Annotated in this window: 13 protein-coding genes and 1 tRNA gene; 2 read left to right on the forward strand and 12 right to left on the reverse strand. The window is 51.1% G+C overall.

Annotated elements, in window-relative coordinates:
• Positions 1 to 142: 142 nt before the first annotated feature.
• The 10 genes from mfd to DWZ76_RS13055 all read right to left on the reverse strand — a co-directional run bounded on the left by mfd (position 143) and on the right by DWZ76_RS13055 (position 12489).
• Positions 143 to 3673: a transcription-repair coupling factor gene (gene mfd / locus DWZ76_RS13010; protein ID WP_118472932.1), complete on the reverse strand. Its 3531-nt coding sequence runs from the start codon at positions 3671 to 3673 to the stop codon at positions 143 to 145.
• The gene (gene pth, locus DWZ76_RS13015) at positions 3670 to 4299 is read right to left on the reverse strand and encodes an aminoacyl-tRNA hydrolase (RefSeq protein ID WP_118472933.1); all 630 of its coding nucleotides are present in this window, start codon (positions 4297 to 4299) and stop codon (positions 3670 to 3672) included. Before pth ends, mfd begins: the two co-directional genes overlap by 4 nt.
• Positions 4300 to 4538: 239 nt before the next feature.
• Positions 4539 to 5807 (reverse strand): S41 family peptidase, encoded by a 1269-nt coding sequence (locus DWZ76_RS13020; RefSeq protein ID WP_022359888.1) that lies wholly within the window; start codon positions 5805 to 5807, stop codon positions 4539 to 4541.
• Positions 5808 to 6019: 212 nt separating this feature from the next.
• Positions 6020 to 7297 carry a M23 family metallopeptidase gene (locus DWZ76_RS13025; protein WP_107001481.1) on the reverse strand — a complete coding sequence of 426 codons (1278 nt, stop codon included), beginning with the start codon at positions 7295 to 7297 and terminating at the stop codon, positions 6020 to 6022.
• Between the two features lie 67 nt (positions 7298 to 7364).
• Positions 7365 to 8273, reverse strand: coding sequence for a permease-like cell division protein FtsX (ftsX, locus tag DWZ76_RS13030; protein ID WP_118293415.1), 909 nt, complete (start codon positions 8271 to 8273; stop codon positions 7365 to 7367).
• Complete coding sequence (ftsE, locus tag DWZ76_RS13035) at positions 8263 to 8946, reverse strand: cell division ATP-binding protein FtsE (RefSeq protein ID WP_022359885.1); 684 nt, start codon at positions 8944 to 8946, stop codon at positions 8263 to 8265. Before ftsE ends, ftsX begins: the two co-directional genes overlap by 11 nt.
• Positions 8947 to 9025: 79 nt before the next feature.
• The gene (locus DWZ76_RS13040) at positions 9026 to 10114 is read right to left on the reverse strand and encodes a helix-turn-helix domain-containing protein (RefSeq protein WP_107001479.1); all 1089 of its coding nucleotides are present in this window, start codon (positions 10112 to 10114) and stop codon (positions 9026 to 9028) included.
• Between the two features lie 293 nt (positions 10115 to 10407).
• Positions 10408 to 10782, reverse strand: coding sequence for a RidA family protein (locus DWZ76_RS13045; protein ID WP_117796020.1), 375 nt, complete (start codon positions 10780 to 10782; stop codon positions 10408 to 10410).
• Positions 10783 to 10803: 21 nt separating this feature from the next.
• Positions 10804 to 11637: a S1-like domain-containing RNA-binding protein gene (locus DWZ76_RS13050; RefSeq protein WP_118472934.1), complete on the reverse strand. Its 834-nt coding sequence runs from the start codon at positions 11635 to 11637 to the stop codon at positions 10804 to 10806.
• A gap of 135 nt (positions 11638 to 11772) precedes the next feature.
• Positions 11773 to 12489: an acyl-ACP thioesterase domain-containing protein gene (locus DWZ76_RS13055; protein WP_118293429.1), complete on the reverse strand. Its 717-nt coding sequence runs from the start codon at positions 12487 to 12489 to the stop codon at positions 11773 to 11775.
• A 283-nt stretch (positions 12490 to 12772) separates the two neighbouring features.
• Here DWZ76_RS13055 and DWZ76_RS13060 point away from each other — a divergent pair.
• Positions 12773 to 12845: transfer RNA gene (locus tag DWZ76_RS13060), tRNA-Gln, on the forward strand.
• A 183-nt stretch (positions 12846 to 13028) separates the two neighbouring features.
• On the opposite strand, the gene DWZ76_RS13065 is transcribed toward DWZ76_RS13060, so the two are convergent.
• On the reverse strand, positions 13029 to 13529 hold the full coding sequence (locus DWZ76_RS13065; protein ID WP_107001476.1) for a DUF1700 domain-containing protein: 501 nt from the start codon (positions 13527 to 13529) through the stop codon (positions 13029 to 13031).
• Positions 13530 to 13619: 90 nt separating this feature from the next.
• Positions 13620 to 15557: a fructose-1,6-bisphosphatase gene (locus DWZ76_RS13070; RefSeq protein ID WP_118472935.1), complete on the reverse strand. Its 1938-nt coding sequence runs from the start codon at positions 15555 to 15557 to the stop codon at positions 13620 to 13622.
• A gap of 369 nt (positions 15558 to 15926) precedes the next feature.
• Between DWZ76_RS13070 and DWZ76_RS13075 the strand changes: the two genes are divergently transcribed.
• Positions 15927 to 16739 carry an MBL fold metallo-hydrolase gene (locus tag DWZ76_RS13075; protein ID WP_118472936.1) on the forward strand — a complete coding sequence of 271 codons (813 nt, stop codon included), beginning with the start codon at positions 15927 to 15929 and terminating at the stop codon, positions 16737 to 16739.
• The last annotated feature ends 10 nt before the right edge of the window (positions 16740 to 16749 follow it).

The raw sequence follows: 16749 nt of genomic DNA on the forward strand, positions 1-16749 counted from the left end.
TGCATTGGAATCCCTCCCTTCTTTAAATTTAGTAAACAAGCTTTAATTTGATTATATATTATCATCTTTGATTATATATGTCAATATTAAAAATATATTTTCATTTCAAATATACTTTCAATCTTTTCTACACAATTAAAAACTACTCTTTCGCCAGCGCCGCGAGCCCGGAAAGAATCTCCCGCGCCTTCACAAGCATCGTCTCGCAGTCCGTATGTTTCTGCCGCACGTCGCGGTAATAGAACGACGGCACATCACCCGTCCTGAAGGTCAGCGTGCCCTTATATTTCTCCATCAGCGCCGGAATGCCGGAGACGTCCAGATCGGCTTTCTGGTACATCTGAATCGTGATATCCTGCTTCTTTACATCGACCTCCACGACACCCGCCTGATGAGCAAGCGCTTTTAGATCGGCGATCTTTAACAGGTTCTCCACCGAACGTGGAATCTCGCCAAAGCGGTCGATCAGCTCATCCTGCATATCCATGTACTCTTCCTGGTTCTCAATACCGGAAATCCGCTTGTAAACGTCGAGTTTCTGATATTCATTGCGGATGTAGGACGGCGGAATATACGCGTCGATGTCGCAGTCCACCACCGTCTCGAAGTCCTCGGCTTCGTTCTTACCGCGAAGTGCCAGCACCGCCTCGTTTAAGAGCTTGCAGTACAGGTCATAACCGACCGCCTGCATGTGGCCATGCTGTTCCGCGCCCAGAAGATTTCCGGCACCGCGCAGCTCCAGATCGCGCATCGCAATCTTGATACCGCTTCCCAGCTCCGTAAATTCACGGATCGCCTGCAGACGTTTTTCCGCCTCCTCACGCAGCAGCTTGTCGCGCCGGTACATGAGAAACGCATACGAAGTCCGCCCGGAACGTCCGACGCGACCGCGGATCTGGTAGAGCTGCGACAGCCCCAGCCGGTCGGCGTCGTGGATGATGATCGTGTTCGCATTCGGAATGTCCAGTCCCGTCTCAATGATGGTCGTGGACACCAGAACGTCGATATTGCCCTCAACGAAATCCAGCATAATTTTTTCCAGTTCATGTTCGTGCATCTGCCCGTGGGCGAACACGACGTTTGCCTCCGGCACCAGAGCCGCCACATGGTTTGCCACCTCGTCGATGTTATTGACACGGTTGTAGACATAATATACCTGTCCGCCCCGCGCCAGCTCCCTGTGAATCGCCTCGCGCACCATCTCGTCGTTGTACTCCATGACGTAGGTCTGAATCGGCAGGCGGTCCACCGGCGGTTCCTCCAGGACACTCATATCCCGGATGCCAATGAGACTCATATGCAGGGTACGCGGAATCGGCGTCGCCGTCAGCGTCAGAACGTCTACATTTTCCTTTAATTTCTTGATCTTTTCCTTATGTGCCACACCGAAGCGCTGTTCCTCATCGATGATCAGAAGCCCCAGATTTTTAAAGACAACATCCTTAGAAAGGACGCGGTGCGTTCCGATCACGACGTCCACCTGCCCTTTTTTCAGATCTTCCAGCGTTTTTTTCTGCTCGCCCGCCGTGCGGAAACGCGACAGCATATCGACCCGCACTGGGAAATCCTTCATCCTCTGCACAAAGGTATTGTAATGCTGCTGCGCCAAAATTGTGGTCGGCACCAGATACACAACCTGCTTACCCTCCTGAATCGCCTTAAATGCCGCCCGGAGCGCTATCTCCGTCTTGCCGTATCCAACGTCGCCGCAGATCAGGCGGTCCATGATGCGGCGGCTTTCCATGTCTTTTTTGGTCGCCTCGATCGCCTCCAGCTGATCCTCCGTCTCCTCAAACGGGAACATTTCCTCAAATTCCCTCTGCCAGACCGTATCCGGTCCATACTGGTAGCCCTCGCTCCGCTGACGCGCTGCATAAAGCTCGACGAGATCCTTTGCAATATCACGGACCGCACCGCGCACCTTGCTCTTCGTCTTATTCCATTCCATTCCGCCCAGTTTATTGAGCTTCGGCGTCCTGGCATCCGAACCGGCATATTTCTGGATTCCCTCCAGGCGGGTCGCCGGAAGATAGAGATTACCGCCGTCGCGGTACTCAATCTTGATGTAATCCTTGACGACCTTGTCCTGCTCGATCTTCTCAATGCCCCGGTAAATGCCGAGTCCGTGGCTCTCATGCACCACATAATCGCCGATCGAAAGCTCGGAAAAGCTCTGGATTGTCTTACCCTGGTAGGAGGTCTTTTTCTTCTTTTTCCGCCCCCGTCCGCCGCCGAACATGTCTCCCTCGGTGATCACGACGAACTTAATCAGCGGATATTCAAATCCCCGATGCAGCTTTCCGTAAGTCACCAGGATTTCACCCGGTTTCACGGTGTTTTCGCCCTCATCCGGGCAGAAGGCACTTAAATCATACTCCCGCAGATCGCCCGCCAGACGGCTCGCGCGCGTCCGCGAACCAGCCAGCAATACCACCCGGTATTTTTCCTTCTTCCAGCGCGCCAGATCGCTGATTAAAAGCTCAAATCCATTCTGGTAGGAATTGACATTTTTAACGCTCAGACTGTATTTTTTCTTAACCGTCATGCCGGAGAGCTTCTGATCCAGCCCCAGCAGTAAAAGAGTGCGCGGGCGCATTGCCATCGCCAGCGTCTCCTTCGCCGAATAGAGGAAGGAAGTCTGCCCCGGAAGCAGATAGCCGCCCTCGAGACGGTGCGACATGCTCTCCCGGAACTCCGTCTCGGTCGTCTCTGCTTTTTCCTTCAAGCGCAGCGGCTCATCCAGGAAAATCGTCAGCTCATCGACTGGAAAATAGTTTAAAAACGATACCGTTTCCTTGCAGAAATACCGGATATAGCTTCCCAGCCCATGCACCCGGAAGCCCTCGCGAAGCCCCTCTAAGACCTCCGAGACAGCCGAATCCATCCGGTACGCCTCTTCCGTCTTCATGGCATCCCGGAGCTTTTTCACGTATTTCCTGCGGTCTTTCTCGATCGCCTCGGTTCCATCCTGAATCTGCTCCGGCGTCAGCGCCATCTCCGTCGCCGGATAGATCACTGCCTCATCCACCTGCTCGATCGATCGCTGGCTCTCCGGGTCGAAGGTACGGATCGAATCGACCTCGTCGCCCCACAGCTCGATCCGGTACGGCACCTCCTCCGTCAGCGGGAAAATGTCAATGATACCGCCGCGCACCGAAAACTGCCCTGATCCCTCAACCTGCGCGACCTTCTCATATCCCATTTCTGCCAGGGCGTGCGTCAGCTTCCCGACCTCGACCACATCTTCTGTCCCGATCGTGAGACTCCGCTCTTTCATCCACGCAAGCGGCAGCAGATGTTCCATCAGCCCGTCGATCGTCGTGACCACCACGCCGCCGGAACTCTCCAGGACCCGCCGCATGACCTGAATCCGCTGTTTCGTCAGCAGGTTTCCGTGGATATCCGACGTATAAAACAGCAGATCCCTCGCCGGGTACAGCGAAATATCCGTATCAAAGCACCGGTAATCCTCACAGATCTCCCGCGCCCTCGAATCATCGTAGGTGACAATCAGCTTCCAGGGCGTCAGATCCGAAAGCTCGGACAGCAGATGCACCTTCTGCGAATCCAGGCATCCCGTGACAAGAAGCGGTCCCTGTCCGAGCTGTAAATCCGTCTTGAGATCCTGAAACTCGATCATCTCCTCTAACGGATTTGCAAATAAATCGCTCATTGTGTCTTGACTTCCTCCTTCCTCTCCGCCTTCTGCTTCTCTAGCTTCTCCTTCTCCCCGCGCGCCGCGCCGTTAAAATGGTTCATCGCCGCCTCAACGCCCTCTGTCATCATATCCACGACTGCCGCCGCACCGTCCTTAAACGCCGTCGTCATCGTTTCGGCTTCCTCTTTCGGAAAACGTCCCAGCACATAGTCTGCCAGATCCATGCGCGCCGGCTTCTCGCCCACACCGATCCGCACGCGTGGAAATTCCTGCGTTCCCAGATGGGCGATGATATTTTTGATTCCATTGTGGCCGCCCGCGCTGCCTTTTTTGCGGATCCGGATGCCGCCCGGAACCAGGCTGATATCGTCATAAATCACGATAAACTCCGCTGGATCTACCTTATAATAATCCATCACCTGACGGATGCACTCGCCGCTCAGGTTCATATACATCTGCGGCTTTACCAGAATGACCTTATTTCCCTCGATCACGCCTTTTCCGATCAGTCCCTTAAATGCTTTCTCCCGGACATCAATGTTATACTTGTCCGCCAGCGCATCCAGCGTCATAAATCCCACATTGTGGCGGGTTCCCTCATATTCTCTTCCCGGATTTCCAAGTCCTGCAATTACATACATAATTCTATTTCTCCCTCTTTTTCTATAGTATCAAAAATACCAGATTCTTCACTCATCGTCTTTCTCAAAAAGCCAAAACAGACACGACTTTAAGCGTTAAATCCTGAAACTGCCACTTTTTCAAGCTGTTTCAGGATCTAACGCACTTATTTTTCTGGATACTTTTAAAGTTACTGTTCACGGATAGGCACTTTTGGAATCGAAAGTGCCGTAAGTTTTGGGGTCGTGTAAATAAGAAGTTACTTTCCCTTCACAACCTCAACCGCCTTCTGCAGCTGGTTATCCTTCTCCTCTGGAATCACGACTTCCTGCGCCGCCTCTTCATCCAGCTCCACCTCGAGATCCGGCTCGATGCCTTTTCCATGGATATCATTTCCATTCGGCGTATAATAATGGTCGGTCGTCAGCTTGATCGCGCTTCCATCCGAAAGCGGCATCAGCGTCTGCACGATACCTTTACCGAAAGTCTTCGTTCCGACGATCGTCGCCACGCCGTAATCCTTCATCGCACCGGTAAATACCTCCGACGCGCTGGCGGAATTGCCATTTACCAGCACAACCATCGGGATCTCCAGGCTGTGTCCATCCTCAGCGTCGTATGTCTCCTCCGTGCCCTTCTTATTTGCCACGGTCAGGATCCGTCCGCCATCTTTCAGGATATAATCCGCCATTGAGACAACCGTCGTCACCTCGCCGCCCGGGTTGTTCCGCAGATCGATGATCAGGCGCTTCATGCCCTCGCCCTGCAGTTCCTCGATCTTGGATTTAAACTGATCGGCAGTCACACGGTCAAACTCTGCAACGGAAATATATCCGATCTCTTCATCCAGCATCTTGCCTGACACCGTCTGCACATCGATCGGTCTGCGGGTCAGGGTGATATCCTTGTACTCGTCGCTATTTTCACGATAAACCGTGATCGTCAGCTGGCTGCCTTCCTCGCCCTTGACGTAATTATTGACCAGAAGCGACAGATCCATGCCAATCACCTCGGTGCCGTCTACCTTATAAAGCGCATCACCCGGAAGGATGCCTGCCTCCTCGGCCGGGCTGCCCTCAAAGACGCGCACGATCGTGCTGACGCCGGTCTGGACATTCTGGGATACCAGAGCGCCGATGCCGCAGTAAGAACCATTTGTCTCATCCAGGAAGCTTGTCAGCTCGTCCGGCGTATAGTAAACCGCATACGGATCATTTAAACCACTCAAAAAGCCCTGATAAATGCCGGCTTCCTCCTCGGATGTATCAATTTTTTCCTCAAACAGGTACTTTTTATCGATAATATCCTGTATCTGCTCCAGCTTTTTCGTGACATTCTCAAAATTGACCGGCTCCTGTGCCTGCGACGGTGTTCCCTCGGTCTGTACCTGTACCTGTGTCTGATTATCGATCACACGGCGTCCAAACATGTAAATCCCCGCCGAAGCACCGACCGTGATCAGACACACCAGTGCTGTCACCAGCACACCGACCATCACACCGCGCCAGAATTTATTTTTACTGTCCATCTCTTATGCCTCCTGATTCCTGTCTATTCCTTCCGGATTTGTAACTGTTCAGTACCTTCACAGTCACGCGCAAAAATCCATCAAAAATTGCCTACGGCAATGGGATTTTTGCCTGCTGGTCCATGTTTTCGTACGGTCAGCGCAGTAAATGCGCAGACCTACTGAACAGTTACCCGGATTTCATCTTTTGCAGCCACCTGATACTTTCCGCACTACGGACTTACATAGCTCGAAGGGTTTACATAACTTCCGTTCTTGCGGACTGCAAAATGCAGATGAGAACCTGTCGAATATCCGGTCGAACCTACCTTCGCGATCGTCTGTCCGGCTTTTACCGTATCCCCTGCCGATACCAGAAGCTGGGAACAGTGCATATACACGGTTGAAAGTCCATTTCCATGGTTGACCACAACATAATTTCCAGCCGAATAACTGTAGGTTGCAATCGAAACCGTTCCTCCGGCGGCTGCCACGATGCTGCTGCCGGTCGAAGCGCTGATATCAATGCCCTTATGGTTCGAGGACGCGCCCGCCGTCGGTGATTTACGTTTTCCGAATCCAGATGTAATGCGTCCGCTTGCAGGGCACGGCCAGCGCAGCGAAGAACTTCCCGTCGAAGTGGTAGTCGTACTGCCAGTATTCCCTTTCGCGGTCGAATTATTCGTTTTTCCCGCTGCGGCGGCTTTTCTGGCAGCTTCCTCTGCCGCTTTTTTCGCCGCCTCTTCCGCTTCCTTCTTCTTAATCTCCGCCTCCATCTGCGCGATCTTGGCTTCCTGCGCCTTGATATCGTCCTCATACGCTTTCGCCTGCGCTGATTTCTCGCCGATCTGCGCGTTGACGTTCTGGAGTTCTTTATTTTTCTCATTCAGGAGAAGCTGGACTGAATCCTGCTTTGCCTCCGTCTGCGTCTTCATCTCTTGCAGCTCCGTCTTCTCCGTCTCCAGCTTTTTCTTGCTGTCCGCGATGGACTCTTTCGTCGCCACATACTGGTCGAGCATCTTCCGGTCATACTCCGAAATCTTTGAAACATACTCTGCCCGGTTTAAAAGCTCCGAGAGCGAACGGGCTTCCAGAAGCAGATTTAAGTAGCTGCTATCGCCCTTCTCATACATATATTTGATACGCATTTTCATCGAAGCATACTGCTTTTTTTCAGTTTTCTGCGCTTCCTCCAGCTTTACCGCCGTCTCATTGATGCTTTTCTGCTTGCTGGAAATATTATTTTCCAGCTTCGTGACCTGCGACTGCAGATCATTCATCTTCGTGTCCAGCTCCTTGACATAGCTCTCGGTGTTACTTTTCAGACCCTGAAGGCTTTTGATCGCCTCCTCGGTCTTCTTTTTCTCCTGTTCCAGGGCGCTTTTCTTATCCTTGGCGCTGCTTACATCCTTTTTCGTCGCTGCCGCCACCGAGGTCAGCACTGGGGAAGACGCCAGCGCCGCCGTCACAAGGAACAGAGCCGCACGTATTTTCAATCCCTGTTTTTTCATGTTCTCATCCTTTTTACCGCAAATTTTCGCTGCCGCCGCATTCTCCTACAGCAGCCGCCAATGTTTCTTACACCTTTAAATGTCTGCGGATCGTAAAGAAACTTCCGACAAAACCGATTCCCACGCCCAGCGCCATCGCCACGGCTACCATGCTCGGGAAAATGGTCTGAATCGGGATAAATTCAATCAGGTTCGACAAGATATCAAACCGTTCCATCATATATACAACCGCCTGGCGGTACAGAAAATACGTGATCGCCAGCGGAATCAGCGCGCCAACCAGACCGATCATCACACCCTGTACAACGAACGGCGCACGGATCATGAAATTCGTCGCACCGATCAGGCGCATGATCCGGTTTTCCTCCCGCCTAAATGCAGCTGCCGTCGTGATCGTATTGCTGATAAGGAAGATAGCAACTGCCAGCAGAATAGCGATGATCACCCCCGACAAAAGTCCCAGCATCTTGTTGAAGCTTGAAAGCCCGGACGCCGTATCGCTCGAATAATTGATCTTCCGGATCCCCTGCACCGTGCCAAGCCATGCAACCATGTCATCCTGCATGTCAATGTCTTTCAGATAGATCTCGTAGGACGCCGAACCGGCTAACGGGTTGTCATCCGCAAATCCTTCTGCCAGATCCTCGACTCCCTTAAAATATTCTTTCTTAAAATTCTCCCATGCCTCCTCGGCAGAAACATACTTTACTTCCTTGACCTCATCGCGGGCGCGTATCTCATCCCCGATTTTCTGTATATCGTCCTCACTCATATCTTCATTGAAGAAAACCGTGATTCCTACTGTAGATTCTGCATTCCGCACCATATACTGTACGTTGGCAATCAAGCCAAAAAACATACAGAACAGGAAAATACATGCCGAAATAATCGCCACCGACGCCAGTGAAAACCAGATATTCCGGATGATATTGCGCATGCCCTCCTTGGTGCAGTAAATCAATGTACTAATTTTCATGCCAGATACCGCCTTTTTGATCTCCCGTCAGCACGCCGCGCGTCAGCGTGATCACACGTTTTCCCATCTCTGCTACGATCTCCCGGCTGTGCGTTACCACAAGCACCGTCGTCCCGCGCCGGTTTATCTCCTCCAGAAGCTCCATGATCTCCATGGAATTATGTACATCCAGGTTTCCCGTCGGCTCGTCCGCCAGAAGTATCTCCGGCGAGTTGATCAGCGCACGGGCAATCGCAACACGCTGCTGCTCGCCGCCCGAGAGCTGGTTAGGGTATGCTTTATATTTTGAAGAAAGCCCTACCAGTCGGAGCATTTCCGGCACATTTTTCTTAATCTCACGGGGCGATACGCCGATGACCCGCTGTGCAAACGCGACATTTTCATATACCGTCTTATCCTTCAACAGACGGAAATCCTGAAACACCATTCCCAGCCGTCTGCGGTACTTCGGGATGTAGCGTCTCGGCATCTTTTCCAGATCCATATCGTTGACGATAATCTGGCCGGAAGTCGGCTCCAGCTCCTTCAAAAGAAGCTTTAAAAGCGTCGATTTGCCGGAACCGCTTCGTCCCATGATGAAAACAAACTCGCCGTCCTGAATCTGAATATTGATTCCCTTTAAGGCTTTATTCCCCGTCTTGTACGTCTTGGTGAGATTTTTAACCTCTATCATGCGTAAATCCTCTTTTTCAATTCTCCAAATGAAATTGCTGCGGCAAAGGCAATCTTCCTCCCCGCCACAGCAATTTGGATTAATAATCCAGGTTTTCCATGTATTTCATATATTTTACAACCATTAGGGCAATCTTAAATGTGATCGCATCCTCAAACACCCGCAGATCCAATCCCGTGCTCTTCTGGAGCTTATCCAGACGGTATACCAGTGTATTGCGATGGATGTAAAGCTGTCGGGAAGTCTCAGATACGTTCAGGCTGTTCTCGAAGAACTTGTTGATTGTCGTAAGCGTCTCCTCATCAAACTCATCCGGCGATTTGCCATCAAAAATTTCCTTGATAAACATCCGGCACAACGGCAGCGGCAGCTGATAGATCAGACGTCCGATTCCCAGCTTGCTGTATGCGACCACATTTTTGCTGCTGTAGAAAATCTTTCCTACATCCAACGCCATCTTCGCCTCTTTATAAGAACGCGATACGTCTTTGATCTCGTTGACAATCGTACCGAATGCCACGCTGACACGCGTCAAGGACTCGGTATTGAGCATATCTACGATCGATGTGGCTGTCTTTTCCAGATCGTCGTAAGTCTCGCCCGGCTTCACTTCCTTGACCAGAATAATGTTCTTCTCATCCACTGCCGTGATGAAATCCTTCGTCTTGGTCGAGAACAGGCTGCGGACGGTCTCAAGCGCATTCACATCCTTCTCATGCTGCGTCTCGATGATAAATACGATCCGCTTGACGTTCGTCTCGATGTGCAGCTTCTTCGCACGGTTATAAATGTCAACCAGAAGCAGGTTGTCAAGCAGCAGGTTCTTGATAAAATTGTCCTTGTCAAAGCGCTCCTTGTAAGCTACCAGGAGGTTCTGAACCTGAAATGCCGCCATCTTGCCGACCATGTATACGTCGTCGCTTCCGCCCTTGGCAAGAAGTATATATTCTAACTGGTGATCGTCAAACACCTTGAAAAACTGATATCCCTGTATCACCTGACTGTCCGCCGGAGAGTCTACGAAAGCCAGAATTGCACTCTCATATTCTTCAGCGCCAGTAAATGTGGATGCCAGCACCTTGCCTTCCGTATCACAGATACAGAGATCGACACGCGTAATTCCCTTTAACCCCTCGATGTTTGTCTGGAGTATCTGGTTCGAAATCATATTCCTCTCTCCTTTTCTTTTATCCTCCGTCCAGCTGTGTTTCCGGGTCTTCCAACCTGTCATCCCCCAAACCCGTTTGTTACCCCTCCGGCAATCTGTGCCTGTGGACCATAACCGTTTTCTCTCTGAATCTTGGACGGATCTTTCTCTCTATTTTAAAGCAAAGTGACGAAAAAAAAAAGAGGGCGGACGAAAAAAAGTGAATTTTTTCGTCATTTTGCCCTCACACGCCGGGATTTTCACAAACTGGAACTTGTTTTTCCGGCGAAATTTTCCAAATATGCGATTCATTCTTATTTTGCTGCGATCGCTTCCATCTCCATCAGTACACCCTTCGGAAGCTTAGATACCTCGACGCAGGAACGTGCCGGGCATGCGCCCTCGAAATATTTCGCATAGATTTCATTTACCTTTCCGAAATCATCCATGTTCTGGATAAATACGGTGGTCTTTACAACCTGCTCCATGGAAGCGCCTGCTGCCGCCAAAAGATTCTTTACATTGGTTAAAACCTGCTCTGCCTGAGCCTCGATTCCCTCCGGGATCTCGCCGTTTGCCGGATTGACCGGAATCTGACCGGATGCAAATACCATTCCATTTACCTCGATTGCCTGGGAATACGGACCGATCGCTGCCGGTGCATTGGTTGTGCTGATTACTTTCTTCATGCCAAATCTCTCCTTTGTCTTTTATTTTAAACGGATAGAATCTTCGTTTACTTCTACTTTTCCTTCTTTTAAAAGGTGTCCAACCGCACGCTTGAACGCGTTTTTGCTTAAATTAAATTCGCGGCGGATAATCTCCGGCTCCACGCGGTCATTGAACGGAAGAACGCCGTTTTTTTCTTTCAGACGTGCCAGCACCGCCTCGGCATCCGCATTCATCTGACGATACGCCACCTCGCGCAGGCTCAAATCCAGTTTTCCATCCTCGCGCACCTTCGTCACGCGTACCTTTAAAACCTCGCCCAGGCGGCATTTTCCATACAGCTCACGGTTCGGAATCAGACCGAAATAGTGGTCTGCCACTGCCACGAACACGCCCAGATTTTCATTGATCTCATAGACTCGCCCCTCGGTCCACTCGTCCTTCCTGTACGGTGCATCGCTGCAAAGATACGAATATACCTTCATCGTCGCCGCCAGACGACCACTCTTATCGATATACAGCGCTACCAGGCACTCTTCCCCGGCGCGAACCGGATATACCTGCTCTTTAAACGGGAGCAGCAGATCTTTTTCCAGCCCCATATCGAGAAAGGCGCCGATCTTCGATACATCCTTGACCTTCAAAACCGCCGTCCCGCCCAGTTCCAGTTTCGGCATCGAGGTCGTCGCAATCAGGCGGTCCTCGGAATCTTTATAAATAAACACCTTGAGCTTATCGCCCACTTTTGTGCCCTCCGGCACCTGTTTCTTCGGAAGCAGGACCGCCGCCGCATCATCTTTCTTCTGTCCCAGATACACGCCGAAGTTTTTCTCCCGCACTACCATCAGTTCCTGTACTCTTCCCAGTTCAATCATGTCATTCGTCCTCTCTTTTCTGCCGATCTCTTTTTTTATTTAACGGTTGCATTTTTCATTCACTGGCAGACAATCCACGCCGAATCTTTCTTCGGCTGCAATGATTCAGTTTCTTCACTGCTACATACAAACTCTTTACAAACCAGTCCTTGCCAGCCACAAATTCGCATACACCTGACCTTCCGCATCCTGCAGCGATACCACGTATCCTTCCGGCACCTGCGCCAGTTTCGGGTACATCACATTCCCAAGCACTGCCGCCTTCCGGTACTCCACTCGCAGTTCTCCGAGTGCAAAGTCCACAGGCAGCAATTCACGCGCAATCGCCACATACTGTGCATTGTTCACGTGCCGGTTCGTATCGAGATGATGGCGTTCCACCGTGACCGGCGCCGCCGTCTCATACGTCTCAGGCAGGCGGATTTTCTTCGGCGCTGGCGGCATTGCAAGCGGTTTATCTTCAATCTGGTAGCCCTCCAACTGGCTTTCCGGCACCCGCACCGGGCATCCTTTTTCCAGATCGTAGTAAAACCAGGTCGAATCCGCCCGCACCAGCGGGTTTCCCATCTCATCCTCGATCGTGAAATTCCGGTAGCCATAGATTCCCTTAAACCCATACGGCCAGGTCGAAATACGGATCCGCTCGCCAAAATGCGGCTGTCTGAGAATCTCTATCTGCCATCCGCTCAGCCACCACGCCCGTTTTTCCTCATTCAGATAGGAAATCCCGAGTTTCAGATCCTCCGACTGGAACGTCGAACAATCCTGAAGATAATTCATGATTCCCACCACAGAAAGATTTCCCTCTTCATCCGTCTCACTGTACCGGACCCGGCTGTCAAATGTATACATATCGCTCTCTTTTCCTTTCCGGCTTCCGGCTCTCCGCACCATCTCCGCGCATCCGCCATCTGCCGTTTCGTCCTATACTGCCTTAACATTCTGTCATGAAACTCATTATATCCGATTCGAACCACGTTGTCTACTTACAGACCCAGAATATTGCAGAATTTGCCGGACGCATGGCGCGGTTTCTGCCACAGCAGCCGCCCAAACAAAAAAAATTATCAAAAAAGCGAAAAAAGTAGTTGACGAATCTGTTTCCTTACAGTATAATACAAATCGTTCAATTCATTGGGCTATCGCCAAATGGTAAGGCAACGGACTCTGACTCCGTCATTTTCAAGGTTCGAATCCTTGTAGCCCAGCTAAAAAGCATTTGTTTGCCAAAGACGGCATGACAAGTGCTTTTTTTGTATTATGGAAACTCCCTCTGAAATGTTCCATAATACAACATTTTTCAACTCAATAAACCTCCATATGTTTGCGAAAAAACAAGAAAAGAACCCCCGCTCCGGTCATCCCTCACAGCCGGCGGCAGGGGTTCTTTTCTATTTCCAAATACTCTTAATAACTGTATAGATCAGCCAAATCAGAAGAATCGGCCCCGCCAGATGAATCAGGATGGTAAAAATACCTCCGACCAGTGCAAACAGCACAAATAAGATCGCAATAACCACCACGCTGAGAATCACCTTCCAGTACCATTTGTTCAAATCGATGTAATGGAAGTTCGGCGGCAGACCGCTGTCGTCCCGCTCCGAAAAACCGCCGTTGTAGGAGGACGCTGTGCGCCCGCTCCCGGCAGCGTCTCCCGAAGTGTACGAACCGCCCTGGCCGGTCTCCCCGGCGCCCTCGCTGCTGTCGATAATGGTTTTCGCAATCAGGCGTGGGCTGCCGATCTCCTCGATCACTTCTTCCTCCCGGCGCCCTTTCGCCGCCTCCTGGCTGATATACTGATCGTAATAGCTTATGTTGCTCTGGATGACTGAAGCCGAAACCTCGCCGTCCAGCGCCTCCCGAAGCTCCTGTAAAAACTCTGTCTTTCTCATCTTGTCTCCTTATTCCTCAAACCGTCCCGTTTCTCCCGTTTCACCCAGCCGAAAGAAACAAGCTTCCAGTTCCCGTCCCTTTCAACTGCCTCAGCGTATGCGCTCTTTCAAAAGTCCGCTCCGGTACGCTTTCAAGAGCTCTTTCAGATCCTCGATGCGGCCCGCCAGCTCCTTGCCCTCATCGGTATCCGCCACTGTGATGCGCTTCTGCATTTTCTCCACAATATATACCTTCGGCGTCCGCTCGCGCTCCGGGTCAAATGGCTTGTGTTCCGCAAGCGCGAGATGGTGCGAATTGAAAATCAACGTATATCCGGCGATTCCCGTCCGCTCCTGGTAGGCTTTCGACAGCCCGCCGTCAATGATGAAGAGCTTGCCGCCAGCCCGGATCGGTGTCTCTCCACTCTTAATCTTCACCGGCATATGCCCGTTGATGATATGCGATCCCTTCGTCGGAAGTCCAAATTCCTTCAAAATCATATCGCAGGTCTCTTCTTCCTCACTGAGCTGGTAATACGGGTTCATCGTCTCTCTCATCACTTCCGGATCCTCGATGAAATAATGCTCAAAGCTGCGGTTTTTGTCCTTTCCAAATACCGGCGATTTCGCACCATTCCACAGATACCACATAAAATCGCGGCACGCCTCCTTCTCTGGCGCGTCCTCTGGAAGAAAATAGGCATTTTTAACCTGTGTGTCAATAAAATCCATCAATTCCTTGCCGCGGTACATCTTGCCGCCCACCATCAGACCGTCAAATTCCCGATTCTCCGTCATCGGGATACAGCCGTGATAGAGCAGGTTGGAATTGCAGCATTTATACATGCTTCCGTTGGAATATAGGAAACGGACATGCTCATGCAGCCGCGCATTGTGGCGGAACGACAGCTCCAGCGTGTGAAGCAGCTCTTCCTCTTCGTCCGTCAGCCGCAGCGGATCCGCCGGATCCACCGTCGGGAAATTCATGTCGCGCATCGGATACTCTTTTCCATCGATCGTGACCGTGCCGCGGTCATAACGAATCGCTGACAGAAGTATCCGCTCTTCCATCCCGTACTCCGGATGGCGCTTGATGATCTGCCCCTCTTCCTTATACTGTAACACCGCGATCGCCTTGTGCATCTTCGCCGCCAGCTTCGGATCCACTGCGTCGTAAATATTTTTGTCAAGAATCTGCGGCAGAAAACAGGTACACGGATCGTCCCGGTACACGCGCTCCGCAAACATCGACAGCGGGCGCAGGTTAATTCCGTAGCCGTCCTCCAATACATCAAATCCATTGTAACCGAGCGCCATACGCAAAACATTGCAGATACACGCCCGGTTGCCCGTCGCCGCGCCCATCCACGAAATATCATGATTGCCCCACTGGATATCCACATCATGGAAATGCATCAGTTCCTCCAGAATGATATCTGGTCTCGGACCACGGTCAAATATATCGCCCAGGATATGAAGATTATCGATCGTCAGACTCCGGATCAGGCTGCAGATCACGACAATAAAGCTGTCCGCCACCCGGACGTCAATCAGGGTATTGATGAGTTCGCTGTAATACTCCGTCTTATTGTCATCGGTATTATCGACATATAAAAGCTCATCGATCACACCCGAAAATTCCCTCGGCATCTTTTTTCTCACCTTGGAACGGGTGTATTTCGACGAAACCTCCCGGCAGATCTGCACCAGACGGTACACCGCCGTCTTCTGCCAGTCCTCCGTGTATTCGTTCGCCTGTTTGATCTGATTGATCATTTTTTCCGGATAATAAATAAGGTTCGCCAGCCGCACCTCGTCCTCCTCCGAAATAATATGTCCAAATGTCTCGCGGATCTTCTCCCGGATAATACCCGACGAACTGCGGAGCAGATAAATAAACGCCTCATGCTCACCGTGCAGGTCACTGAAAAAATATTCCGTGCCCTTCGGAAGTCCACAAATTGCCTGTAAATTAATAATATCACTCGCCGCCGCCCGGATATTCGGATACTCCCGCGAAAGCAGCTTCAAATATGCTAAATCCCTCATGTTATCAGCTCCCAAACTGCGCTGTCTGCCCGGATATTGTCGTGACTCGTTATCGTCGCGCTCGCTTTGGGTAAACAGCACATTATCTACATTGCATTTGCCTTTTTAATAGATTTATAGTAGCATAGATTCAGATCAGGGTCAAAATATATTTTCGGCACTTTCGGTTCCAAAAGTGCCTACTCGTGAACAGAAACATACTTTTGTTACTGCACACGCATACGTGCCCAGTAACGGAATTTGCCGTGGCTTCGCATTTCAATACGGCAAATTCCTGCTGCCATTACGTTTTCTTACGGCACTTTCGGTTCCAAAAGTGCCTACCCGTGAACAGAAACATATTTTTACATAAATACAGGAGGAACATTCATGACGCAACCACACACTCTCTACGTGTTTGGCACCGGCAACGCCACGATGACACGTTATTATAATACCTGCTTCGCCATCCGATCCGGCGAGGAATATTTCATGACAGACGCCGGCGGCGGCAATGGCATCCTGCGGATTCTGGAAGAAATGCAGGTTCCATTAAACCGCATCCACCATCTCTTCGTGACACACGAACACACCGACCACATTCTCGGCGTGATCTGGATGATCCGGATGATTGGCACTGCCATCAAAAAGGGAAATTATGAGGGAATTTTTCATATTTACTGCCACGACGGGCTGATCGACACGATTCAGACCTTCTGCCGCCTGACACTCCAGAAGAAATTCTGCGACCTGATCGGCGATCCGATCCAGCTCATCCCGGTTTCTGACCGCGAAACCCGGCAGATTCTCGATATGGAGGTCACCTTCTTTGACATTCATTCGACCAAGGCGCGCCAGTTCGGCTTCCGCGCTGTGCTGCCAGACGGCAAGATCGTCTGCTGCCCGGGCGACGAACCGCTGAACCCGCTCTGCGAAGAATTTGCCAAAGGCGCCGACTGGCTCTTCCACGAAGCCTTCTGCCTCTACCGCGACCGGGAAATCTTCTCCCCTTATGAAAAACACCACAGCACCGTCAAAGATGCCTGCGAACTCGCCGAACGCCTCGGTGCGCGGCATTTGATTCTGTGGCACACTGAAGATAAGACTTATCCGGAACGCGCTGCTTTGTACCGCGCTGAAGGGGAAGCCTATTATCATGGGAATTTGCTGGTACCGGAGGATGGGAGTGTGATAGAGCTGTGATTGTATCTTG

This window comes from Clostridium sp. AF35-15, assembly GCF_003477745.1.
GTDB lineage: Bacteria > Bacillota > Clostridia > Lachnospirales > Lachnospiraceae > Otoolea > Otoolea fessa.

Excerpts from the sequence above, each read along its gene's own strand:
- mfd (WP_118472932.1), bottom strand. The coding sequence starts at position 3,673 with ATGAGCGATTTATTTGCAAATCCGTTAGAGGAGATGATCGAGTTTCAG.
- pth (WP_118472933.1), bottom strand. The coding sequence starts at position 4,299 with ATGTATGTAATTGCAGGACTTGGAAATCCGGGAAGAGAATATGAGGGA.
- DWZ76_RS13020 (WP_022359888.1), bottom strand. The coding sequence starts at position 5,807 with ATGGACAGTAAAAATAAATTCTGGCGCGGTGTGATGGTCGGTGTGCTG.
- DWZ76_RS13025 (WP_107001481.1), bottom strand. The coding sequence starts at position 7,297 with ATGAAAAAACAGGGATTGAAAATACGTGCGGCTCTGTTCCTTGTGACG.
- ftsX (WP_118293415.1), bottom strand. The coding sequence starts at position 8,273 with ATGAAAATTAGTACATTGATTTACTGCACCAAGGAGGGCATGCGCAAT.
- ftsE (WP_022359885.1), bottom strand. The coding sequence starts at position 8,946 with ATGATAGAGGTTAAAAATCTCACCAAGACGTACAAGACGGGGAATAAA.
- DWZ76_RS13040 (WP_107001479.1), bottom strand. The coding sequence starts at position 10,114 with ATGATTTCGAACCAGATACTCCAGACAAACATCGAGGGGTTAAAGGGA.
- DWZ76_RS13045 (WP_117796020.1), bottom strand. The coding sequence starts at position 10,782 with ATGAAGAAAGTAATCAGCACAACCAATGCACCGGCAGCGATCGGTCCG.
- DWZ76_RS13050 (WP_118472934.1), bottom strand. The coding sequence starts at position 11,637 with ATGATTGAACTGGGAAGAGTACAGGAACTGATGGTAGTGCGGGAGAAA.
- DWZ76_RS13055 (WP_118293429.1), bottom strand. The coding sequence starts at position 12,489 with ATGTATACATTTGACAGCCGGGTCCGGTACAGTGAGACGGATGAAGAG.
- DWZ76_RS13065 (WP_107001476.1), bottom strand. The coding sequence starts at position 13,529 with ATGAGAAAGACAGAGTTTTTACAGGAGCTTCGGGAGGCGCTGGACGGC.
- DWZ76_RS13070 (WP_118472935.1), bottom strand. The coding sequence starts at position 15,557 with ATGAGGGATTTAGCATATTTGAAGCTGCTTTCGCGGGAGTATCCGAAT.
- DWZ76_RS13075 (WP_118472936.1), top strand. The coding sequence starts at position 15,927 with ATGACGCAACCACACACTCTCTACGTGTTTGGCACCGGCAACGCCACG.